The organism is Pseudomonas sp. LAP_36, from assembly GCF_019456785.1.
Taxonomy (GTDB): Bacteria; Pseudomonadota; Gammaproteobacteria; order Pseudomonadales; family Pseudomonadaceae; genus Aquipseudomonas; species Aquipseudomonas tritici.
In genome coordinates this window covers 81110-102706 of record NZ_JAHZMS010000002.1, presented here as the reverse complement: position 1 = coordinate 102706, position 21597 = coordinate 81110, and the positions used below count along the sequence as shown (strand labels likewise).

At 60.5% G+C, this 21597-nt stretch carries 18 protein-coding genes; 12 read left to right on the top strand and 6 right to left on the bottom strand.

The window, feature by feature from the left end; genetic code table 11:
• Positions 1–98 precede the first annotated feature (98 nt).
• From JBO08_RS05995 to JBO08_RS05980, 4 genes are all read left to right on the top strand, one after another.
• On the top strand, positions 99–623 hold the full coding sequence (locus tag JBO08_RS05995; RefSeq protein WP_220074307.1) for a sterol desaturase family protein: 525 nt from the start codon (positions 99–101) through the stop codon (positions 621–623).
• 262 nt (positions 624–885) lie between these two features.
• The gene (gene mexE / locus JBO08_RS05990; RefSeq protein WP_065873183.1) at positions 886–2124 is read left to right on the top strand and encodes a multidrug efflux RND transporter periplasmic adaptor subunit MexE; all 1239 of its coding nucleotides are present in this window, start codon (positions 886–888) and stop codon (positions 2122–2124) included.
• 15 nt (positions 2125–2139) lie between these two features.
• Complete coding sequence (locus tag JBO08_RS05985) at positions 2140–5319, top strand: efflux RND transporter permease subunit (protein WP_220074308.1); 3180 nt, start codon at positions 2140–2142, stop codon at positions 5317–5319.
• Positions 5316–6731, top strand: a complete 1416-nt coding sequence (locus tag JBO08_RS05980; protein ID WP_065880464.1) for an efflux transporter outer membrane subunit — start codon at positions 5316–5318, stop codon at positions 6729–6731. The genes JBO08_RS05985 and JBO08_RS05980 overlap by 4 nt, the downstream gene beginning before the upstream one ends.
• Before the next feature lie 122 nt (positions 6732–6853).
• On the opposite strand, the gene JBO08_RS05975 is transcribed toward JBO08_RS05980, so the two are convergent.
• Positions 6854–7390: a hypothetical protein gene (locus tag JBO08_RS05975; RefSeq protein ID WP_139113199.1), complete on the bottom strand. Its 537-nt coding sequence runs from the start codon at positions 7388–7390 to the stop codon at positions 6854–6856.
• Positions 7391–7464: 74 nt separating this feature from the next.
• The gene (locus JBO08_RS05970; RefSeq protein ID WP_065880463.1) at positions 7465–8481 is read right to left on the bottom strand and encodes an AraC family transcriptional regulator; all 1017 of its coding nucleotides are present in this window, start codon (positions 8479–8481) and stop codon (positions 7465–7467) included.
• Positions 8482–8650: 169 nt separating this feature from the next.
• Between JBO08_RS05970 and efeU the strand changes: the two genes are divergently transcribed.
• The 4 genes from efeU to efeO (JBO08_RS05950) are packed head-to-tail and all read left to right on the top strand — an operon-like array spanning position 8651 to position 12874.
• Positions 8651–9496, top strand: a complete 846-nt coding sequence (gene efeU / locus JBO08_RS05965; RefSeq protein ID WP_065873188.1) for an iron uptake transporter permease EfeU — start codon at positions 8651–8653, stop codon at positions 9494–9496.
• Between the two features lie 10 nt (positions 9497–9506).
• Entirely contained in the window at positions 9507–10709 is a 1203-nt protein-coding gene (gene efeO / locus JBO08_RS05960) for an iron uptake system protein EfeO (protein WP_220074309.1), read from the top strand.
• Between the two features lie 14 nt (positions 10710–10723).
• Positions 10724–12028: an iron uptake transporter deferrochelatase/peroxidase subunit gene (gene efeB / locus JBO08_RS05955; RefSeq protein ID WP_065891043.1), complete on the top strand. Its 1305-nt coding sequence runs from the start codon at positions 10724–10726 to the stop codon at positions 12026–12028.
• Positions 12029–12055: 27 nt separating this feature from the next.
• Complete coding sequence (gene efeO, locus JBO08_RS05950; protein WP_065873190.1) at positions 12056–12874, top strand: iron uptake system protein EfeO; 819 nt, start codon at positions 12056–12058, stop codon at positions 12872–12874.
• A gap of 61 nt (positions 12875–12935) precedes the next feature.
• On the opposite strand, the gene pssA is transcribed toward efeO (JBO08_RS05950), so the two are convergent.
• Positions 12936–14279: a CDP-diacylglycerol--serine O-phosphatidyltransferase gene (pssA, locus tag JBO08_RS05945; protein ID WP_220074310.1), complete on the bottom strand. Its 1344-nt coding sequence runs from the start codon at positions 14277–14279 to the stop codon at positions 12936–12938.
• Positions 14280–14404: 125 nt separating this feature from the next.
• Between pssA and JBO08_RS05940 the strand changes: the two genes are divergently transcribed.
• Both JBO08_RS05940 and JBO08_RS05935 read left to right on the top strand, forming a co-directional pair.
• Complete coding sequence (locus tag JBO08_RS05940; RefSeq protein WP_065891018.1) at positions 14405–14968, top strand: TetR/AcrR family transcriptional regulator; 564 nt, start codon at positions 14405–14407, stop codon at positions 14966–14968.
• A gap of 53 nt (positions 14969–15021) precedes the next feature.
• Complete coding sequence (locus JBO08_RS05935; RefSeq protein WP_049708495.1) at positions 15022–15501, top strand: nuclear transport factor 2 family protein; 480 nt, start codon at positions 15022–15024, stop codon at positions 15499–15501.
• Positions 15502–15585: 84 nt separating this feature from the next.
• Here JBO08_RS05935 and JBO08_RS05930 read toward each other — a convergent pair whose 3' ends face one another.
• Both JBO08_RS05930 and JBO08_RS05925 read right to left on the bottom strand, forming a co-directional pair.
• Positions 15586–16743: a PQQ-dependent sugar dehydrogenase gene (locus JBO08_RS05930; protein ID WP_220074311.1), complete on the bottom strand. Its 1158-nt coding sequence runs from the start codon at positions 16741–16743 to the stop codon at positions 15586–15588.
• A 12-nt stretch (positions 16744–16755) separates the two neighbouring features.
• Complete coding sequence (locus JBO08_RS05925; protein WP_065873195.1) at positions 16756–17070, bottom strand: hypothetical protein; 315 nt, start codon at positions 17068–17070, stop codon at positions 16756–16758.
• A 184-nt stretch (positions 17071–17254) separates the two neighbouring features.
• Between JBO08_RS05925 and JBO08_RS05920 the strand changes: the two genes are divergently transcribed.
• Together JBO08_RS05920 and ligD are read left to right on the top strand one after the other, a co-directional pair.
• Positions 17255–18088 carry a Ku protein gene (locus tag JBO08_RS05920; protein WP_065873196.1) on the top strand — a complete coding sequence of 278 codons (834 nt, stop codon included), beginning with the start codon at positions 17255–17257 and terminating at the stop codon, positions 18086–18088.
• A gap of 3 nt (positions 18089–18091) precedes the next feature.
• Positions 18092–20569, top strand: a complete 2478-nt coding sequence (gene ligD / locus JBO08_RS05915) for a DNA ligase D (protein WP_220074312.1) — start codon at positions 18092–18094, stop codon at positions 20567–20569.
• A gap of 19 nt (positions 20570–20588) precedes the next feature.
• Here ligD and lpxO read toward each other — a convergent pair whose 3' ends face one another.
• Positions 20589–21488: a lipid A hydroxylase LpxO gene (lpxO, locus tag JBO08_RS05910; RefSeq protein ID WP_065873198.1), complete on the bottom strand. Its 900-nt coding sequence runs from the start codon at positions 21486–21488 to the stop codon at positions 20589–20591.
• Positions 21489–21597 lie beyond the last annotated feature (109 nt).

Below are 21597 nucleotides of genomic sequence, written 5' to 3'. Positions count from 1 at the left end.
GACGTGTGTCGCAGTGCCGTGTGAAACAGTTGTCGGCGACGGCGCGATCACCCAGAATCGCGCCCCCGACCATCGGGCACTACAGGGATATTCTGCACATGGCTGCTTCAAATAAATGGCTGATGTCTTCAGTCGCTTATTACCTCGACTTTTTCACTGTCCCCCTCTTCGTCATCCTCGCCCTCTGCCTCGCTCCCTTTGACCTCGGCCTGGTGCTCGTGGGCCTGTTGGTATGGACGCTGGTGGAGTACTCGGCACACCGCTTCCTATTCCACTCGCTGTACCGCCGCGAGCATTGGACCCACCATGTCGATGTGCTCGCCTTTATCGGTGTGTCCAGCTGGAAAACCAGCTCGACCTTTGCCGCGCTACTGCTGTTCGCCTGGTACACCGAGCTGACGTCGGCCTTTATCGGCGCCGTGGTGGGCTACCTCTATTACATCTCGGTGCACTACGTGATGCACCGCCCGCAGCACTGGGCCTATGCCTTTATTCCAGGGCTCGTGGCCAATCATGATCTGCACCATCGCCAGGGTATCGAGAAGAACTTCGGCGTGTCTTCGCCGCTGTGGGACCATGTGTTTCGTACTTACATTCGGGCTGAGGTCGCCCGGGCACGCTAGCCGGGTAGCCATTCAGGGTCATGTCGTCAATGTGCAGTGACACACAACGTCATCCGCTTAGTGGCAACCTTCCTTGCAGCTCCCGTAAAAGACCTTTGCTATCACGGCCATTGATAGCTCCCTAACGAAAGCCCCATGCTAGAGGGCTAAACTCGCGCTTATATCATTCCGAATGATAGTTACCTTTGCTTCATTCGATTCGTGACATAGCACATCGCCGCGCATGATCCGCCCATCTCAAATACATTGGCGGATGCACCTCATGGAACAGTCACTCAAACATTTGCGCTTCCCCTTGGCGATTTTGGCCGTAGTGGTGATGAGCGCGTGCGGCAAGACCCCGGAACAAGCGGCCGCCATGCCTGCTGCCAAAGTCAGCGTGGCGAAGGTGCTGGAACAACCAGTCAACGAGTGGGATGAATTCACCGGTCGCCTGGAAGCCCCAGAAACCGTGCAGATTCGTCCGCGGGTCTCTGGCCAGATTGACCAAGTCGCTTTCACCGAAGGCGCTTTGGTCAAGAAAGGCGACCTGCTGTTCCAGATCGACCCGCGTCCGTTCCAGGCTGAAGTGCGCCGCCTTGAAGCCCAGTTGCAACAAACCCGCGCCGCCGCCACCCGCAGCGATAACGAAGCGCAACGTGGCGAGCGCCTGCGCCAGAGTAATGCGATTTCCGCCGAACTGGCCGACTCGCGCACCACCGCTGCCCAGGAAGCCCGCGCGGCCGTCGCCGGGATCCAGGCGCAGTTGGACCTGGCCAAGCTGAACCTGAGCTTTACCCGTGTGACCTCGCCGATCAGCGGCCGCGTCAGCCGTGCCGAAATCACTGCCGGCAACCTGGTGACCGCTGACACCACCGCGCTGACCAGTGTGGTCTCCACCGACAAGGTCTACGCCTACTTCGACGCCGATGAGCGCGTGTTCCTCAAGTACACCGAGCTGGCTCGCCAAGGCCGCCGTGGTGCAACCACGCCGGTGTACCTGGGCCTGTCCAACGAAACCGGCAACCCGCACTTGGGCCAGATGAACTTCGTCGACAACCAGGTCAACCCGGCCACCGGCACCATCCGTGGTCGCGCTGTGTTCGATAACAGCAAGGGCGAATACACCCCCGGCCTGTATGCACGCCTGAAACTGGTCGGCAGCGGCACCTACTCTGCCGTGTTGATCACTGACGAAGCCGTCGGCACCGACCTGGGCAAGAAATTCGTGCTGGTGATGGAAGGCGACAAGCCGGCCTATCGCTCGGTGGAACTGGGGCCGAAGATCGAAGGTTTGCGCATCGTGCGCAGCGGCCTGAACAAGGACGACACCATTATCGTCAAGGGCCTGCAGCGCGTGCGCCCAGGGTCGCCGGTGGCCCCGGAAACCATTCCGATGGCCAGCCAGGAAACCCTCGCCGCCTTGGCCAAACAACGACAAGCGCTTGAAGCCAGCAACCTGGAACAAGTGGCGCCGGATAAAGCCGCGCCCAAACTTGCCAGCGCGACTCCACGCGGTTAAGGGATACGACTCAAGATGAATTTTTCCAAGTTCTTCATTTCGCGGCCGATCTTCGCAGCAGTGCTCTCGCTGTTGATCCTGATCGCCGGTGCGATCTCGCTGTTCCAATTGCCGATCAGCGAATACCCGGAAGTGGTGCCGCCGACTGTGGTGGTCCGCGCCAACTTCCCGGGCGCCAACCCCAAGGTCATCGGTGAAACCGTCGCCGCTCCGCTGGAGCAGGCGATCACCGGCGTCGAGAACATGCTGTACATGTCCTCGCAGTCGACCGCCGACGGCAAGCTGACCCTGACCATCACCTTCGCCCTGGGCACCGACTTGGACAACGCGCAGGTGCAAGTGCAAAACCGTGTGACGCGGACTCAGCCGAAACTGCCTGAGGAAGTGACGCGCATCGGTATTACCGTGGACAAGGCCTCCCCCGACCTGACCATGGTGGTGCACTTGACCTCCCCGGATCAGCGCTACGACATGCTCTACCTGTCCAACTACGCGTTGCTCAATGTGAAGGATGAGCTGGCGCGTCTGGGCGGTGTGGGTGACGTGCAACTGTTCGGCATGGGCGATTACTCCCTGCGTGTGTGGCTGGACCCGAACAAGACCGCTTCGCGCAACCTGACCGCCACCGATGTGGTGACCGCGATCCGTGAGCAGAACCGTCAAGTGGCTGCCGGTGCCCTGGGTGCGCAACCCGCGCCGACTGCCACCGCCTTCCAGTTGTCGGTGAACACCCAAGGTCGCCTGGTGACTGAGGAAGAGTTCGAAAACATCGTGATTCGCTCAGGCGACAACGGTGAAATCACCCGCCTCAAAGACATCGCACGGATTGAGCTGGGTTCCAGCCAATACGCCCTGCGCTCGTTGCTCAACAACCAGCCGGCCGTGGCGATCCCGATCTTCCAGCGCCCTGGCTCCAACGCCATCGAGATTTCCAACGAAGTGCGCGGCAAAATGGACGAACTGAAAAAGAACTTCCCGCAAGGGATGGACTACAGCATCGTCTATGACCCGACCATCTTCGTGCGTGGCTCCATCGAAGCGGTGGTGCACACCCTGTTCGAAGCGCTGATCCTGGTTGTCTTGGTAGTGATCCTGTTCCTGCAGACCTGGCGCGCGTCGATCATTCCTTTGGTGGCGGTGCCGGTATCGTTGATCGGTACGTTTGCGGTAATGCACCTGTTTGGCTTCTCGCTCAACGCGTTGTCGCTGTTCGGCCTGGTATTGGCCATCGGTATCGTGGTGGACGACGCCATCGTGGTGGTGGAAAACGTCGAGCGCAACATTGAGCTTGGCCTGGAACCGTTTGCGGCGACTGAAAAAGCCATGAGCGAAGTGACCGGCCCGATTGTTGCCACCGCGTTGGTGCTGTGTGCGGTGTTCATTCCGGCTGCCTTTATCAGTGGCTTGACCGGGCAGTTCTATAAACAGTTCGCCTTGACCATCGCGATTTCGACAGTGATCTCGGCCTTCAACTCGCTGACCTTGTCCCCTGCCCTGGCCGCCGTGTTGCTGCGCAGCCATGACGCGCCAAAGGATCGTTTCTCGAAGGTTCTCGACAAGCTGTTCGGCGGCTGGTTGTTCAAACCGTTCAACCGCTTCTTTGACAAAGCCAGCCACGGCTACGTCGGCACCGTACGCCGGGTGATTCGCGGTAGCGGTATCGCGCTGTTCCTGTATGCCGGCTTGATGGTGCTGACCTGGTTCGGTTTTGCCCACACCCCGACCGGTTTCGTACCGGCCCAGGACAAGCAATACTTGGTGGCCTTCGCCCAATTGCCGGACGCCGCGAGCCTGGACCGCACTGAAGACGTGATCAAGCGCATGTCTGACATCGCGCTGAAACAACCGGGTGTGGAGGCCGCCGTGGCCTTCCCGGGCCTGTCGATCAACGGTTTCACCAACAGCCCGAACAGCGGCATCGTGTTCGTGACCTTGAAACCGTTCGACGAACGTAAAGACCCGAGCATGTCCGCCGGTGCGATTGCCGGCGCGTTGAACGGTAAATACAGCGACATCCAGGAAGCCTACATGGCGATCTTCCCACCGCCGCCGGTACAGGGCCTGGGTACGATTGGTGGCTTCCGCCTGCAGATCGAAGACCGTGGCAACCTGGGTTACGACGAGCTGTACAAAGAAGTGCAGAACATCATCACCAAGAGCCGCACCACGCAGGAGCTGTTCGGCCTGTTCACCAGCTACACGGTCAACGTGCCCCAGGTCGATGCGGCTATCGACCGTGAAAAGGCCAAGACCCACGGCGTGGCGATCAGCGACATCTTCGACACCCTGCAGATCTACCTGGGTTCGTTGTATGCCAACGACTTCAACCGCTTCGGTCGCACCTACCAGGTCAACGTGCAGGCTGAACAACAGTTCCGCCTGGATGAAGACCAGATCGGCCAGCTGAAAGTGCGCAACAACAAAGGCGAGATGATCCCGTTGGCGACCTTCATCAAGGTAAGCGACACCTCGGGCCCGGACCGCGTGATGCACTACAACGGCTTTATCACGGCTGAAATCAACGGCAACGCTGCACCGGGCTACAGCTCGGGCCAGGCAGAAGCTGCGATTGAAAAACTGCTGAAAGACGAACTGCCCAACGGCATGACCTATGAGTGGACCGACCTGACGTATCAGCAAATCCTTTCGGGCAACACCGCACTGTTCGTGTTCCCGCTCTGCGTGCTGCTGGCGTTCCTGGTACTCGCCGCTCAATACGAAAGCTGGAGCCTGCCGCTGGCGGTGATCCTGATCGTACCAATGACGCTGCTGTCGGCCATTACCGGGGTGATCATCTCGGGTGGCGACAACAACATCTTCACCCAGATCGGCCTGATCGTATTGGTAGGCCTGGCGTGTAAGAACGCGATTCTGATCGTCGAGTTCGCCAAGGATAAACAGGCAGAAGGCCTCGACCCGCTCGCTGCGGTGCTGGAAGCCTGCCGCCTGCGTCTGCGGCCGATCCTGATGACCTCGTTCGCTTTCATCATGGGTGTGGTGCCACTGGTGTTGTCCAGCGGTGCAGGTGCCGAGATGCGTCACGCAATGGGCGTGGCGGTGTTCTCCGGGATGATCGGTGTGACCTTCTTCGGTCTGTTGCTGACGCCAGTGTTCTACGTACTGATCCGTCGCTATGTGGAGCGCCAGGAAGCGCGCAAAGCGGCCAAGGCCTTGAAGCTGGAGACACAGCAATGAGTGTGAAAGTATTCTTGCCGAGCTTGCTGGTACTGGCGCTGAGCGCCTGTGCCGTAGGCCCGGACTACAAAACCCAGACCCCGGAGGCGGCCAATGTGATGGCCGCCGCCGATGCCAAGAAATATGACCACGCCAAGTTCGAAGGCATCTGGTGGCAACAGTTCGAGGACCCGACCCTCAACCAGTTGGTGACTCAGTCGCTGCAGGGCAACCGTGATTTGCGCGTCGCCTTTGCCCGTCTGCGGGCCGCCCGCGCCATCCGCGATGACGCCAGCAATGACGCGATGCCGACCATCACCAGCCGCGTCAGCAGTGACCAGGGCAAAGGCCAGATTCCGGGCCAGACCACTAGCCGCGTCAAGACCGAGCGTTACGACCTGGGCCTGGACATGGCCTGGGAGCTGGACCTGTTCGGCCGCATCCAGCGCAACCTGGAAGCCACCGACGCCGACCAGCAGGCCGCCGAGGCTGACTTGTACCAACTGCAAGTCACCATGATTGCCGAACTGGTGGATGCCTACGGTCAACTGCGCGGCGCGCAACTGCGTGAACGCATTGCCCTGGACAACCTGAAGAACCAGCAGGAATCGCGCACCATCACCGAAAGCCTGCGCGATGCCGGCGTGGGTGATCAGTTGGATGTGGAACGTGCCGACGCACGCCTCGCGGCGGTTGAAGCCAGCGTGCCGCAACTCCAGGCCGAGCAAGTGCGCGAGCGCAACCGCATCGCCACCCTCCTCGGCCAGCGGCCCGACAAGCTCACCGTAGACCTTGGTCCTAAAGACCTGCCAGCGATTGCCAAGGCATTGCCGATTGGCGACCCGGGGCAACTGCTGCAACGTCGCCCGGACATCCTCAGCGCCGAACGCAAACTGGCCGCCGCCACTGCGCGTATCGGTGTGGCCAAGGCCGATTTGTTCCCACGGGTCAGCCTCAGCGGCTTCCTCGGCTTTACCGCCGGGCGTGGTTCGCAGATCGGCTCGTCCGCCGCGAATGCCTGGGCCCTTGGCCCGAGCATCACCTGGGCAGCCTTTGACCTGGGCAGCGTACGCGCCCGTTTGCGCGGCGCGGATGCCGAGGCTGATGGCGCGCTGGCAAGCTACGAGCAACAAGTGTTGCTGGCGTTGGAAGAATCCGAGAACGCCTTCAGTGACTACGGCAAGCGTCAGCAACGCCTTGTCTCACTGATCCGCCAAAGCGAATCCAGCCGCGCCGCCGCCGACCTGGCTGCGATCCGCTACCGCGAAGGCACCGTGGACTTCCTGGTGCTGCTCGACGCGCAACGTGAGCGTCTGGCCGCTGAAGACTCCCAGGCGCAGGCCGAAGTCGACTTGTATCGCGGGATTGTGGCGATCTACAAGGCGCTGGGGGGTGGTTGGAAGCCGGACACGGTTGTCGCCACCGCCAAGTGAAGTAAAGAGCTCCTTTGGTTGGTCGCATCCAGCCAATTTTTAGCCCCGTGGTCCATTCGGTCACGGGGCTTTTTTTTGCCTGAAACCCGAGTTCACTGAGCGGGACGGGCGCGACGATCACGTCACTTGGATTTCGCCCTTCGTGCCCTGTCGATCTTGTCATAGTGCGCACGTGTTTCGATGTTCAAGGCTGAGGTAGCTTTGTCCGCAATCTCGACGGTGGTCCAATCAAACACATTGGACACGCGATAGATCAACTCGCCGTCCGTGAGAAACACCTCATGACGGCCATCGGTGTCGGGTACCAATTGCGCCTTCTGCATCAAGGGAACCTGCCGTTTGACGCGCTCAACGTCAGTGGTATTAAACGAGATGCTCAACTGTTTGAGACGGTCAGCATCATCAAAATAGGCACCCACGACATAGATCGGAACATCGCCCAAGCTGTAAGGATGGTTGGGCTCTAGCGCCCTGTAGTAAGGCATTGGAACTGAATAGCTCAAGTTGTATTCCCTGTTTACCTGCGCAAAGTAGGGCTTGAGCGTGTCAAGGACCTGCTGACGTGACATACCCAGGGTGAAATCACCAATGCCCAACGCCGACCAGGCGGTCAGCGGGAAAAGCGCCCAGCACAGCAACATAGCCAATGACTTTCGCACGATCACTCTCCTTGAATGTACCGGCGCAAACTACTACGGCAGGCGCGTAAAGCGAAGGGGGTTGGCGCCAGGGATCAACGGTTTTCGTTGAGAATCAGACTGCGGTAATGCCCCGGATTCGACCCCGCCCACTTACGAAATGCCTTATAGAAGGAGCTGGTGTCCGCAAATCCGAGTCGCTCGGCAATTTCAGCAAAGCTGATCTGTGGCTCCGCCAACCACACAATCGCCAACTCCTTGCGCACACTGTCCTTGAGCCCCTGATAAGTCTGCCCCTCTTCCGCCAGGCGACGGCGCAAGGTTGAGGCCGAGATGCACAGGCTCGTGGCGAGGCCTTCGGTTTCCGGCCAGGTGTCGGGGGGCATTTGGCGCAAGTCGTGTTTGATGCGGGTAGCGAGGCTATCGGGGTCGCGGTACTTGACCAGGATATTGGCCGGCGCGTGGGCCAGGAAGCGCTTGAGTTCTTCCGGGCTGCGCTTGATCGGCACGTCGAGGCAGTCGGCGGAGAAGATCATGCGGGTGCGCGGCCGGTCGAAACGCAGGTTGTCGGAGAACATCACCTGATAGTCAGCGCAGAAATCCGGTTTTGGGCAGCGCAGCTCAATGGCCAGGATCGGAATGCGCCGTCCGGCCAGCCAACAGGCTACGCCATGCACAATCATCCAATACGTAAAGTAGGTGAAGGCCCTGTTGGGTTCGGGCTCCGGTTCCAGCAGCACGATCTCCGCCAGACTTTGTTGACGCACCAGTTGGGCCGGCATTCGCTCCAGCATCAGTGACAGAAACCCCAGGCCGGTTTCCAGGCTTGCGCCAAGGGTGGGTTGCGCCATGGAAGCGCGGCAAAGGAAGGCCAGGCTGCCGGACCTGAGCTTGCGCGGGTCCATGCCGAAGAACTCATCGTCCATACGCCGCGCCAGCAGGCGCCATAGACGCGCATAGGTCGTGGCCGAGACGCGCGCATCGGGCTGGTCCAACAGTGCCGGGGCGATACCGGCTTTGTTCAACACTTCGACGGCGGCTTCACCGGGTGCGCAGCTCTGCAACAAGGCTTCGCGCACGAGGTGGAGGGAGATGGTGTCTTTTTCCGACATGAGCGATCGGGCATCCGGCTGCACACAATAGTGGCGTGCATCATAAGGTGGGTCGCGATTTGCCACCACCGTTCAGTCCCTGTTCAGCAAACGTCAAGAATTGTTGTTTAGCAATGAGTATCATTATGTTACAACTTAGCTTCCTATCTAGTTCACCCCGCGGTGCCGAATGCTCGTTCCCTTTCTCATCATGCTGCGCGAAGGCATTGAAGCCGCATTGATCGTTGGCATCATCGCCAGCTACCTGCAACAGACCGGCCGTGGGCAGTGGATGCCGGCTGTGTGGATCGGCGTATTCCTCGCCGCTGCGCTGGCCCTGCTGGTCGGCGGTGGCCTTGAGTTGGTCAGCGCGGAGTTCCCGCAAAAGCAGCAGGAACTGTTCGAAGGCATCGTCGGCCTGGTCGCCGTGGGCATCCTCAGTTCGATGGTGTTCTGGATGCGCAAAGTGGCGCGTTCCATCAAGCATTCCCTGCACGCCTCCCTTGATCACGCGTTGGCCGGTTCCAAACACCAGGTGACCGCGCTGATCCTAATGGTGTTTTTCGCGGTGGCCCGTGAAGGCCTGGAAACTGTGTTCTTCCTGCTGGCAGTGTTCCAGCAGAGTGAAGGCCCGGGCGCGCCGATTGGTGCCCTGCTTGGCCTGGTCCTGGCGATCATCGTCGGCTTCCTGATTTACACCGGCAGCATGCGCCTGAACCTCGGCGCGTTTTTCCGCTGGACCGGCCTATTTATCCTTGTCGTCGCCGCCGGCATCCTCGCCAACTCGGTGCAAGCCCTGCACGAAGCGGGCGTGTGGAACCACCTGCAAACCGTGCTGTTCGACTTCAGCGCTGCTTTGCCGATGGACAGCCCGCTGGGTTCGGTACTGGCCGGCATGTTCGGCTATCAGGAAGCGCCCACCGTCAGCACCCTCGGTGCTTACCTGATTTACCTGGTGGTGGCGCTGGTGATGTTCTTCCTGCCCGCCGCACCGCCCAAGCCTGCCACCACGCCTTCTTCCGTTTCCACCCACTAAGGACCGCCTCTTGTCCAACCCAACTCCTCAACCGGCTCTGCCACCCCGCGCCCTGCGTTGGGCCGTGGCAGGCTCGGTGGTCGTGATGATCGCCGCCGGTGGCCTGTTCTATTACGCCTCGCAACTGGCGGCCAGCAAGCGCCAGGCCAACCACAATGAAATTGCCGTGACGATCCACGGCCATGCCTGCGAACCGAATGAACTGACGGTACCGGCCGGCCGCGCGAGCTTCCGCATCATCAACCGCTCCGAGCGTGCGGTGGAATGGGAAATCCTCGACGGCGTGCTGGTGGTCGAAGAACGGGAAAACATCGCCCCCGGCCTCAGCCAGGTGATCAACGCCAACCTGTTGCCCGGCGACTATGCAATCACCTGCGGCCTGCTGAGCAATCCACGTGGCACCTTGCATGTGACGCCCACCGCCGAGTCCGACGCACAGGCCAAGGCCAAGCCGTCGATGGTCGCGTTTATTGGCCCGCTGTCGGAATTCCGCGTGTACTTGAGCAGCCAAGGCAGCGCATTGGTCAAGGCCGTGACCGCCTTGCAGCAAGCAATCGACGCGGGTGACCTGGCGCAAGCCCAAGCGCTTTACCTACCGGCGCGCGAGGCTTACCAGCGACTCGCCCCGGCGTCGCAACGCCTGGCGGAGCTGGACAACGCGATCAACGCCCGCGCCGACTACTTCGAGAAACGCGAGCAGGACCCAGCCTTCAGCGGCTTCCACCGCGTCGAATACAGCCTATTCCAACAACGCAACCTCGAAGGCCTGGCGCCGATTGCGCAGCGCCTGGTAACCGACGTCACGACACTGAAGCAACAACTGCTGGCCCAGTCCCTGCCGCCGGAGCAACTGGTGAGCATCGTGGTGCGCAACCTCAATAGCCTGGCCGATGTGCGCGCCATCAGCGGTGAAGAAGAGCGCTACAGCCACGTCGACCTGAATGGTTTTGCCGCTAACTTGGAAGTCGCCCACAAGGTTGTCGAGCTGATGCGCCCGCTGCTGACCAAGTCCGCCGCCGACCTGTTACCAAACGTCGACAGCACCCTCGCGGCCTTCGACAGCGAACTCAATGGTTTGAAAGTCGACGGCCAGTACCGCCGCTACGACAGCGTGACCGCCGATCAGCGCAAGCAGATCGCCGACAAGGCCAAGGCTCTGGCCGTTGCACTCGATGGAATCGACCCCGCCCTTGGCCTTTCTGGCCTGCAGTGAAGACGACCGCCTACATGAGTAATTCAGAACAGTTTGACCTTCAGCGCCGCCGTGTCCTGCTGGGCATGGCCGCCACCGGCGCCGCGATTGCCGGTAGCACATTGAGCTGCCCGGCCATGGCCGCCGCAGCGGAACAAGTCACCACGGCACCCCGCAGTGACAAAACCCAGGACCACCACGATTTTTTTGGCAAGCACCAAACTGGCATCGTCACTCCACGCCCGGCCTGCGGCATGCTGGTGGCGTTCGATGTACTGGCCAGCGACCGTGAAGACTTGGAACGCCTGTTCCGCACGTTGAATGAACGCATCGCTTTTCTGATGACCGGCGGCACCGTGCCGCAAGTCGATCCGAAACTGCCGCCCACCGACTCCGGCATCCTCGGCCCGGTGGTGACGCCGGACAACCTCACCATCACCGTGTCTGTCGGTGAATCGCTGTTCGACGAGCGCTTCGGCCTCACAGCAGTCAAGCCCAAGCACCTGAGCCGCATGGTCGGTTTCCCCAACGACGCGCTGGAGCCGGCGCAGTGCCACGGTGACCTGAGCCTGCAATTTTGCTCCAACACCACTGACACCAATATCCACGCCCTGCGCGATATCGTGAAGAACCTGCCGGACCTGCTGCTGGTGCGCTGGAAGCAGGAAGGCAGCGTTCCGCCGCAGGCGCCGAGTAAACCCGGAGAGCCTGCGCAGAGCGCGCGTAACTTCCTTGGTTTCCGTGACGGTTCGGCCAACCCGAATTCCAACGACGCCACGACCATGGACCAGATTGTGTGGGTCCAGCCTGGCAGCGACGAACCGGCCTGGGCGGCCAACGGCAGCTATCAGGCCGTGCGCATCATCCGCAACTTCGTCGAGCGTTGGGACCGAACGCCGCTGCAAGAGCAGGAAAGCATCATCGGCCGCATCAAGCCGACCGGCGCGCCGATGGACGGCGACAAAGAAACCCAGGTGCCCGACTACAGCAAGGACCCGGAAGGCAAATTGACCAAGCTCGATGCCCATATCCGCCTGGCCAACCCGCGCACCCCGCAGACTCAGGCCAACCTGATCCTGCGCCGGCCGTTCAACTACTCCAACGGCGTCAACAAAAACGGTCAGCTGGACATGGGGCTGTTGTTCATCTGCTACCAGGCTGACCTGGAGAAAGGCTTTATCAGCGTACAAACCCGGCTCAACGGCGAGCCCCTGGAGGAGTACCTCAAGCCGGTCGGCGGCGGGTACTTCTTCACCTTGCCAGGGGTCACGGGACCGAAGGATTTCATCGGGCGCACGCTGCTGGCTGCAACGCACCCTCAAACCACTGCCACTACCTAAAACAACCCCCAGAGCGGAAATCGTCCCATGAAGAAGTCGACCATTGCGTTTTCGTTGTTGCTGACCCTTTCGCCGCTGGCGGCGTTTGCCGCTACCGCGCCGCTGGACCTGGTAGGCCCGGTGTCGGACTACAAGATCTACGTCACCGAAGAAATCGGTGAGCTGGTCACCCAGACCCAGGCGTTCACCGACGCCATCAACAAAGGCGACCTGGCCACCGCCAAGAAGCTCTACGCGCCGACCCGCGTGCACTATGAGTCCATCGAGCCGATTGCCGAGCTGTTCAGCGACCTTGATGCGTCCATCGACTCCCGCGTCGATGACCATGAAAAAGGCGTGACCGCCGAAGATTTCACCGGCTTCCACCGCATCGAATACGCACTGTTCTCGCAGAACAGCACCAAGGGCCTGGAAACCCTCACGGCCAAACTCAACACCGACGTCAACGACCTCAAGACCCGCGTCGACGGCCTGACCTTCCCGCCGGAAAAAGTCGTCGGCGGCGCCGCAGCGCTGCTTGAAGAAGTCGCCGCCACCAAGATATCCGGTGAGGAAGACCGCTACAGCCACACCGACCTGTACGACTTCCAGGGCAACATCGACGGCGCGAAGAAAATCGTCGACCTGTTCCGTGGCCAGATCGAGAAGCAAGACAAAACCTTCCTGGCCAAAGTCGACAAGAACTTCGCCACCGTGGACAAGATCCTGGCCAAGTACAAAACCAAGGACGGCGGCTTCGAGACCTACGACAAGGTCAAGGAAAGCGACCGCAAGGCGCTGGTGGGTCCGGTCAACACCCTGGCTGAAGACCTGTCCATGTTGCGTGGCAAGCTGGGCCTGAACTAAACGCTGGTTAAAAAAAGACCCAGCCCTGTTGAGGGGCTGGGTCTTTTTTTCGCCTGCAGTTCTACAGGATGCGGTACAGCAACCGCTCGATCCGAACGCGGCTGACCCGACGCAGGAATTTGCCGACCGCCTCCGGGTAGTCCAGCAGCGTTTGCAGGTCCTGATAACGCTCGATACGCGTGGTGTGCTGGAAAATCTGCGCCAGCTCGGTGCGGCGTGGTTCAAGCCACTGGCCTTGCGGGTCGTCGATCAGCAAAGCGTTTTCCAAGTCGAGGCGGAACGCTCGCGGGTTGAGATTGTTGCCGGTGAGCAACGTGTAGCGCTGGTCGACCCACATGCCCTTGAGGTGGTAGGTGTTGTCGCCGTCGTGCCACAGGTGCAGGTTCAAATGGCCGTGGTCGATGTCGCGCTGATGCCGCTTGGCGAAGCGGCGCAGGCTGATTTCGTAGAGGTAGGGCAGCGCGGCAATGACTTTGAACGGCTCGCTCGGCGGAATGTAGAAGTCGTTGGCGGTCTTGTCGCCGACGATGATGTCGACCTTCACACCCCGCGCCAGGGCGCGGTTGATTTCGCGAGTCACCGGCAGCGGCAGGTTGAAGTACGGCGTGCAGATGGTCAACTGATGCTGGGCGCTGGCGATCAGTTCGAGGATCACCCGGTTCAGCGGGTTGTTCTTGCCAACCCCGAGTAACGGGCTGACCGACAGGTGACCATTGGGCAACTGTCCCGTCGTGGTGTCGTAGGTCGCGTGTTTCAAACGGCTGCGCAAGTCGCCGATATCATTGCGCAAGCTGCGCGTGGTCGGGGGATTGGGCAGGTCCAGGCGATTAACTGCCTTGGAGGCGACAAGCCCGTGTTCCACCAGGTGCTGCATCGAGTCGGCGAGCGGCTGGCTGTGGATCAGGTGGTAACGGTCGAAGCGGTACTTGTCGAACTTGTGCAGGTACACGTTATTCAGGCTGGCACCGCTGTACAGCACCGTGTCGTCGATCACAAAGCCCTTGAGGTGCAGCACGCCGAACAACTCGCGGGTTTGCACCGGTACGCCATACACCGGCACTTCAGTGCTGTGGCTGTGGGTCATGGACTGATACCAGGCGCTGTTGCCTGGCTGTTTGCCGGCGCCGATCAAACCGCGCTGGGCGCGCAGCCAGTCGACCACCACCACGATGTCCAACGCCGGCCGCGCAGCCTTGGCCGCGTGCAGCGCATCGTAGATCTCCTGCCCCGCCTCGTCCTGCTGCAAGTACAGCGCAACAATGTAGATACGTCGCGTGGCCTGGGCAATCTTCTCCAGCAGGCAACGGCGATACGCGTCGGCGCCGGACAGCACCTCAAGGGCGTCGGGAGTGAGGGGGAAACCGCGCAGTTTGGGCAACAGGGAGCGTTTGAAGAACGACGGCATAAGGCTCGCAATGGGTCGAATCCGAAGAGGCCCCGAGCTTACACCATGGGGGTGCTCAGGTCTCGCTGTGCGGCATGGAAAAAATTTAATTGACCAAGAAGAACGATCGTTCTACTGTTCGCCACATGAACGACATGATCAGTAATGAAACCCGCGAAATCATCCTCGACGTCACCGAAAAGTTGATCTACCGCCATGGTATCGCCGCCACCGGCATGGACTTCCTGGTGAAAACCGCCGGTGTCTCGAGAAAAAGCATTTACCGCTACTTCGCCAATAAAGACGAACTGGTGATTGCCGCTCTGCAGCGCCGCGATGAGCGCTGGATGCAGTGGCTGCGCGACGAGGTGGAGCGCAGCGAAGGCACAGGTGAGCGCCTGCTTGCGCTGTTCAGCGCGCTCAAGGCCTGGTTCGGTACTGCGGATTTTCGTGGCTGCGCCTTTATCAACACCAGTGGCGAAACCGGCGACCCGCAAGACCCGGTGCGCCTGCTGGCCAAGGCGCATAAACAAAAACTGTTCGAGTATGCACTTGAACTGTGTCAGGCACATGGTACCCCCGACCCTGAACGGCAGGCCGCGCAACTGCTGATCCTGATCGATGGCGCCATTACCGTTGCCCTGGTGATGGGCGATTCAACAGCGGCCGATAATGCGCAATGCATGGCGCAAACGTTATTGGGACTTTGAACGCACTGGCAGGCGCAACGCTCGATAAAACCTATTGTTTGAGGAATTGCCCGATGTCATCAATTGCAGAAACACGTCCGCCCTTGCCGCCGTTTACCCGCGCGTCGGCCATCGAAAAAGTGCGCCTGGCCGAGGACGGCTGGAATTCGCGCGACCCGCAACGGGTGTCCCTGGCCTACACCCTGGACACGCAGTGGCGCAACCGTGCCGAATTCGCGCATAACCGCGAAGAAGCCAAAGGCTTTCTGACCCGTAAGTGGGCCAAGGAGCTGGATTATCGGCTGATCAAGGAGCTGTGGGCGTTCACCGATAACCGCATCGCGGTGCGCTATGCCTATGAGTGGCACGACGATTCGGGTAACTGGTTCCGCTCTTATGGCAACGAGAACTGGGAATTCGATGAGAACGGCTTGATGGCCAATCGTTTTGCTTGCATCAACGACCTGCCGATCAAGGAAAGCGAACGCAAGTTCCACTGGCCGCTGGGCCGGCGCCCGGATGATCATCCGGGGCTGTCCGACCTGGGCTTGTAACCCTTTGGAACTGGCTTGCCTGCGATACACCGAGGTGCCTGCATGGCAGGCAAGCCAGCTCACACATGGACGTGTCGGCCTACCTCAGTCCTGATTCAGCCCAACCCGATACAGCACGCCATCCTCCTCATCCGTCAGCACGTACAAAAAGCCATCGGGCCCCTGCCGCACATCGCGGATCCGCGCTTTCAAGCCGCCCAGCAAACGCTCCTCGTGAACGACCTTGTCGCCATCGAACTGCAACCGAATCAACTCCTGGCTGGCCAGCGCGCCAATAAATACGTTGTGCTGCCAGGCTCTGAAGCGGTCTGCATCGTAAAACGCCATCCCGCTGATCCCCGGTGATTTCTCCCAGACGTGATGCGGCGGCACCGTGCCCTCCACCGTCTTGCCCTTGGCTTCGGGTATGGGTGTCAGCGAATAGTTGATGCCATGGGTTGCCAGCGGCCAGCCGTAATTCTTGCCCCGTTCGATGATGTTGATCTCATCGCCGCCGCGCGGCCCATGTTCGTTTTCCCAGATCGTGCCGCTCCACGGGTTCAATGCCAGGCCCTGGGGATTACGTTGGCCGTAGGACCAGATCTCCGGGCGTACGCCTTGCTGGCCGACAAACGGGTTGTCATCCGGCACGCGGCCGTCCGGGTAGATGCGCACGACCTTGCCTTGCAACTTGTCCAGGTCCTGGGCCGTCGGACGATCGTTGTTTTCCCCAAGGGTCACGAACAGGTAGCCGTCACGGTCGAAGGCCAAGCGCGAGCCGAAGTGATTGCCGGTGGACAGCTTAGGCTCCTGGCGCAGGATCACTTTGAAGTCGGTCAAGCCACTGAGGTCAGCCGCCAGGCGACCACGGCCCACTGCAGTGCCGGCCGTGCCGCCCTCGCCGCCGCCTTCCGCGTAGGACAGGTAGACCATGCGGTCCTGTTTGAAATCCGGCGACAGCACCACGTCGAGCAGACCGCCCTGCCCTTTGGCCCACACTTCAGGCACGCCCTTGAGTGGCGCGGAGAGCTTGCCGTCCGGGCTGACAAAGCGCAGGTGGCCGGGGCGTTCCGTCACCAGGAAGCCTTGCTTGTCCGGCAGAAAGGCCACCGCCCATGGATGGTCCAGGCCTTTGGCAATCGGGGTGGCAGTGATGCTGCCTTGTTCGCTGGGAAACTGCTGGGCGTCGGCGGCGACAGCGGCCGTCAACGGCAGCAGCGTGGTTGCGCAAACGGCGGCTAACAAGGTTTTGCGTAGAAACATAAGGCGGGATCCTTACCGGCGATTGCCGCTGGCGTCATAAGTAGGGGCTTTGGTTTCGGTGGCCGGGCGGTTCGGGGTGGCATCGCGCTGGGGATAGCGGTTGCCGATGCCGCCGTTCTCCAGGGTCGGCGTACGTGTGGTCGGCCCAGTCTGAATACCGCGAATGGCCGGCGCATTGGGCTGGGTGCCCTGCATGCTATTGGGGTTGGCCCGGTGAATCGGACCGTTGTTGGAGTTGTTGTTGCCGGGCAGGTTTTGCGCATAGGCCAAAGGGGCAAGGGCCAAACTCAACACCAGCGCCGCAACGTGACGCACACAGCTGTTCATGACAAAGCCTCTCTGGGGCGAGGAGTACGTGCTTTCGATAACACGCTACGCCTCAGGTTCGGCTTTCGACACTAAATAGTTTCTCATCAGGTGTAACACGATCTGTCCGTGCATCTGTTCGTGGAAACTTTTCGCACAGGGTCCGAGTCACCAGAACACAGCCTCTATGTAAGGAATCGCACATATGCCACGGGCAATCTGGAAAGGCGCCATCAGCTTTGGCCTGGTGCATATACCGGTGTCACTGGTCTCGGCCACATCATCACAGGGCGTTGACTTTGACTGGCTCGACAAACGCAGCATGGACCCGGTGGGCTATAAGCGCATCAACAAGACCACCGGCAAGGAAGTGACGAAAGAGAACATCGTCAAAGGCGTCGCGTTCGAGAAAGGCCGTTACGTGGTGCTCAGCGAAGAAGAAATCCGCTCGGCCCACCCCAAGTCGACCCAGACCATTGAAATCATCGCTTTTGTTGCCAGCGACCAGATTCCGTTGCAGAACATCGACACCCCCTACTTTCTCGCCCCGGACAAACGCGGCGGCAAGGTGTATGCGTTGCTCAGGGAAACCCTTAAAAAAACCGGTAAAGTCGCCCTGGCCAATGTGGTGCTGCACACCAAGCAACACTTGGCCGCATTGATGCCCCTGGACTCGGCCTTGATACTGGTGATGTTGCGCTGGCCCGCCGAGGTGCGCAGCCTGGACGATCTGGAACTGGGCAGCGACGTGACCAAACCCACATTGGCCAAAGGTGAGTTGGACATGGCCAAGCGTCTGGTGGAAGACATGAGCGCCGACTGGCAACCGGATGACTACCGCGACAGCTTCCAAGAGAAAATCATGGCGCTGGTGGCCAAGAAGGCCAAGGCCGGCAAGATCGAGGACGTGGAAAGCAGCACGGACGGTGAGGAGCGTAAATCTGCCGATGTGATTGACCTGACGGAATTGCTCAAGCGCAGCCTGGCCGGTAAGCCGGCGAAGAAGCCTGCGGTGAAGAAATCTACCAAGGCCTCATAAGTCATGCCAAAGCCCCTCAGCGACTACAACCGAAAACGCGACTTCGGGATTACCGCCGAACCGGCAGGCAGTGCGCCCGCCGGCAAACGGAAGGCCTCGGCGCTGTCCTTCGTGATCCAGAAACATGACGCGCGCAACCTGCACTATGACTTCCGCCTGGAGCTTAATGGCGTGTTGCTCAGTTGGGCGGTACCCAAAGGCCCGAGCCTGGACCCGAGCCAGAAACGCCTGGCCGTCCACGTTGAAGATCACCCCCTCGGCTATGGCAGCTTCGAAGGCAATATTCCGGCGGGTCAGTACGGCGCAGGCGACGTTATCGTGTGGGACCGCGGCGTGTGGCAACCCCATGACGACCCGCATAAGGCCTACGCCGCCGGCAAGCTCAAATTCACCTTGGTTGGCGAGAAGCTCTCAGGCGACTGGACCCTGGTGCGCACGCGCCTGAAGGGCAGCGGCGATAAACAACAATGGCTGCTGATCAAGGAAAAGGACGCACAGGCACGTCCTGCCGATGACTACGATATTGTCCAGGCCCAACCGAACAGCGTGCTCAGCAACGCCTCGGTCGGCAAACCCAACGCTAAAGCCAAACCCAAGCCCAAGCCGCAAAAAACCGTAGCCACCCTCCCCGAGCAATTCGCCCCGCAATTGGCCACGCTGGTGGACCGCGCGCCAGAAGGCGACTGGCATTACGAAATCAAGTTCGACGGTTACCGCATGCTCGCGCGCATTCGTGACGGCGAGGTACGCCTGTTCACCCGCAATGGCCATGACTGGACCGAACGCCTGCCCCGTCAAGCCAAGGCCCTGCAAGCGCTGAAACTCAAGGACAGCTGGCTCGACGGTGAGGTGGTCAGCCTAAACGGCGACGGCCTGCCGGACTTCCAGGCGCTGCAAAACGCGTTTGATATTGGGCGCAGCCTGGACATTGTCTACTACCTGTTCGATGCGCCGTTCCTCAATGGCCAGGACCAACGCCAGGCGCCTGTCGAGGAGCGCCGCGCAGCCCTCAAGGCCGCGCTGGCCGGTAGTCGAAGCAAGTTGCTGCGCTTCTCCGAAGCGTTCACTGCGCACCATCGTGACATCTTTGAAAGCGCATGCGACCTGGCCCTGGAAGGCGTGATCGGTAAACGCCTGGGCAGCCCCTACGTGTCGAGTCGCAGTGCCGATTGGATCAAGCTCAAATGCCGCTTGCGCCAAGAGTTTGTGATTGTTGGCTACACCCGGCCGCAGGGCTCACGCAGTGGTTTCGGGGCGCTGTTGCTGGCGGTGAATGATGATTCCGGGCTGGTGTACGCCGGGCGGGTGGGCACAGGCTTTGATCAGGCGTCGCTGAAGTCGATCTACGCGCAACTTACGCCATTGGAGTGCAGCACGTCCCCCCTGGAAAAACCGCTGACCAGCGCCCAGGCCCGCGGTGTGCATTGGGTGCAGCCGACGCTGGTTGGCGAGGTGCAATTTGCCGAATGGACCCGGGAAGGCGTGGTTCGCCAGGCCGCGTTCGTCGGCATGCGGACCGATAAACCGGCTGCGCAGATCATTCATGAGCAACCGCGCACGGCCAAATCCATGAAAACCGCAAAAAAAACCAGCGGCAACGTGAACATCACCCATCCCGACCGCGTAATCGATAAGCAAACCGGTACGCAAAAACAGCAACTGGCGCAGTTCTACGACAGCATCAGCCAATGGATTCTGCCCTTCCTGCGGCACCGTCCGGTTTCGCTGCTCAGAGCGCCTGAGGGCATTGAAGGCGAGCAGTTCTTCCAGAAGCATTCCGAGCGGCTCGCGATTCCTAACATCAAGCAACTGGATCAGGCGCTCGACCCTGGCCATGCACGCCTGATGGAAATCGACAGCGCCGCTGCATTGATCGGTGCGGTGCAAATGGGCACCGTGGAGTTCCACACCTGGGGCGGCACCACCGACAAGATCGAAACCCCGGACCTGTTTGTGCTCGATCTCGACCCCGACCCGGCACTGCCTTGGAAAGCCATGTTGGAGGCGGCGCAGCTCACGCTGTCGGTGCTTGACGAATTGGGACTGCAAGCGTTCGTCAAGACCAGCGGTGGCAAGGGCCTGCACCTGGTCGTGCCACTGGCGCGGCGCGACAATTGGGACACCGTCAAGGCATTCGCCAAGGCCATTGCCCAGTTCATGACCGCGCAATTGCCGGAGCGTTTTACCGCAACGTCAGGGCCCAAAAACCGTGTCGGCAAGATCTTTATCGACTACCTGCGCAATGCTCGAGGCGCCAGTACCGTGGCAGCCTACTCCGTGCGTGCGCGGCCTGGATTGCCGGTGTCGGTGCCGGTCAGTCGTGAGGAATTGAAGGGCTTGCGTGGTGCCCAGCAATGGACGGTCGCCAACGTGCATGAGCGTTTAAAGGCGTTGAAGGTTGATCCCTGGGACGGGTATGCCAATCGCCAGAAAATCAGCAAGAAGATGTGGGATAAGCTGGGCGCCCATCCACCGCCGTGAAGAGCGCCCAGAGTGCGCCTCAGATCAGTACAAAGATCAACGCCAACCCAGCGAAGATCGCCCACTTTTCCAGGTAGTAGCGCATGCGGTTGCGCTTTTTCAGCGCTTTGCCGCGCAGACGGATTTTATAAAGGCGCGCGAAGGCGCGGTTGAGCCCCCCGGTCTGGTCACCGGCATCGTTAGGCGAGCCCGCAGCGGCCATGACGGTACGGCTGAACCAGCGATTGAACGCCGCGGCCCAGCGGTACTTCATCGGACGCTCGATATCGCAGAACAGGATGATGCGGTTCTGCTGCGTGGTGTTTTCGGCGTAGTGAATGTAGGTCTCGTCGAACATCACCGGCTCGCCATCACGCCAGTAGTAGTTTTCGCCATCCACATTGATGTAGCAGCCCGGGTCATTCGGGGTATCCAAGCCCAAGTGATAGCGATACGAGCCTGCATACGGGTCGCGGTGGCGCACCAGCCTGGAACCTGGCGGCAGTTCGGCGAACATCGCGGCCTTGATCGAGCCAATGCCCTGGACCAGCTCAGTGGTGCGCGGGCAGAGCTTCATCGCGGAAGGATGGCTGTCGCCATACCATTTCAAGTAAAAGCGCTTCCAACCGGATTTAAAGAAGGAATTGAAACCTACGTCGTTGTACTGGTCCGAGCGCTTGATCTCCCCGGCGCGCATCAGGGCCAGGCCTTCCTGGCGGATTTCTTGCCAGTGCGCCTGCAGCGGGCTCAGGTCCGGGAAATCGCCGGGCGACAGATAAGGTCGGCTGGGCAGTTTAGAGAAGAGGTAGAGAAAGCAGTTGACCGGTGCCAGGAAGGTCGAATGATCACTGAGTTGGCGGCCTAGCTTATGCCGCACCCGACCGCGCAGGTGTACATAGGCAATCGAGGCAACGTAGAGCATTACAATGATGAGTTTCACGGGGATTCGTCACACGTCAGAAGAAAACAGGCAGCTCCTGCGTGCCCACTACGGCCGAGGTTGGAGAGCAACACCTGAAATCACAATTCACACAATCGGCACGACCGGC

Excerpts from the sequence above, each read along its gene's own strand:
- JBO08_RS05995 (WP_220074307.1), top strand. The coding sequence starts at position 99 with ATGGCTGCTTCAAATAAATGGCTGATGTCTTCAGTCGCTTATTACCTC.
- mexE (WP_065873183.1), top strand. The coding sequence starts at position 886 with ATGGAACAGTCACTCAAACATTTGCGCTTCCCCTTGGCGATTTTGGCC.
- JBO08_RS05985 (WP_220074308.1), top strand. The coding sequence starts at position 2,140 with ATGAATTTTTCCAAGTTCTTCATTTCGCGGCCGATCTTCGCAGCAGTG.
- JBO08_RS05980 (WP_065880464.1), top strand. The coding sequence starts at position 5,316 with ATGAGTGTGAAAGTATTCTTGCCGAGCTTGCTGGTACTGGCGCTGAGC.
- JBO08_RS05970 (WP_065880463.1), bottom strand. The coding sequence starts at position 8,481 with ATGTCGGAAAAAGACACCATCTCCCTCCACCTCGTGCGCGAAGCCTTG.
- efeU (WP_065873188.1), top strand. The coding sequence starts at position 8,651 with ATGCTCGTTCCCTTTCTCATCATGCTGCGCGAAGGCATTGAAGCCGCA.
- efeB (WP_065891043.1), top strand. The coding sequence starts at position 10,724 with ATGAGTAATTCAGAACAGTTTGACCTTCAGCGCCGCCGTGTCCTGCTG.
- efeO (WP_065873190.1), top strand. The coding sequence starts at position 12,056 with ATGAAGAAGTCGACCATTGCGTTTTCGTTGTTGCTGACCCTTTCGCCG.
- pssA (WP_220074310.1), bottom strand. The coding sequence starts at position 14,279 with ATGCCGTCGTTCTTCAAACGCTCCCTGTTGCCCAAACTGCGCGGTTTC.
- JBO08_RS05940 (WP_065891018.1), top strand. The coding sequence starts at position 14,405 with ATGAACGACATGATCAGTAATGAAACCCGCGAAATCATCCTCGACGTC.
- JBO08_RS05935 (WP_049708495.1), top strand. The coding sequence starts at position 15,022 with ATGTCATCAATTGCAGAAACACGTCCGCCCTTGCCGCCGTTTACCCGC.
- JBO08_RS05930 (WP_220074311.1), bottom strand. The coding sequence starts at position 16,743 with ATGTTTCTACGCAAAACCTTGTTAGCCGCCGTTTGCGCAACCACGCTG.
- JBO08_RS05925 (WP_065873195.1), bottom strand. The coding sequence starts at position 17,070 with ATGAACAGCTGTGTGCGTCACGTTGCGGCGCTGGTGTTGAGTTTGGCC.
- JBO08_RS05920 (WP_065873196.1), top strand. The coding sequence starts at position 17,255 with ATGCCACGGGCAATCTGGAAAGGCGCCATCAGCTTTGGCCTGGTGCAT.
- ligD (WP_220074312.1), top strand. The coding sequence starts at position 18,092 with ATGCCAAAGCCCCTCAGCGACTACAACCGAAAACGCGACTTCGGGATT.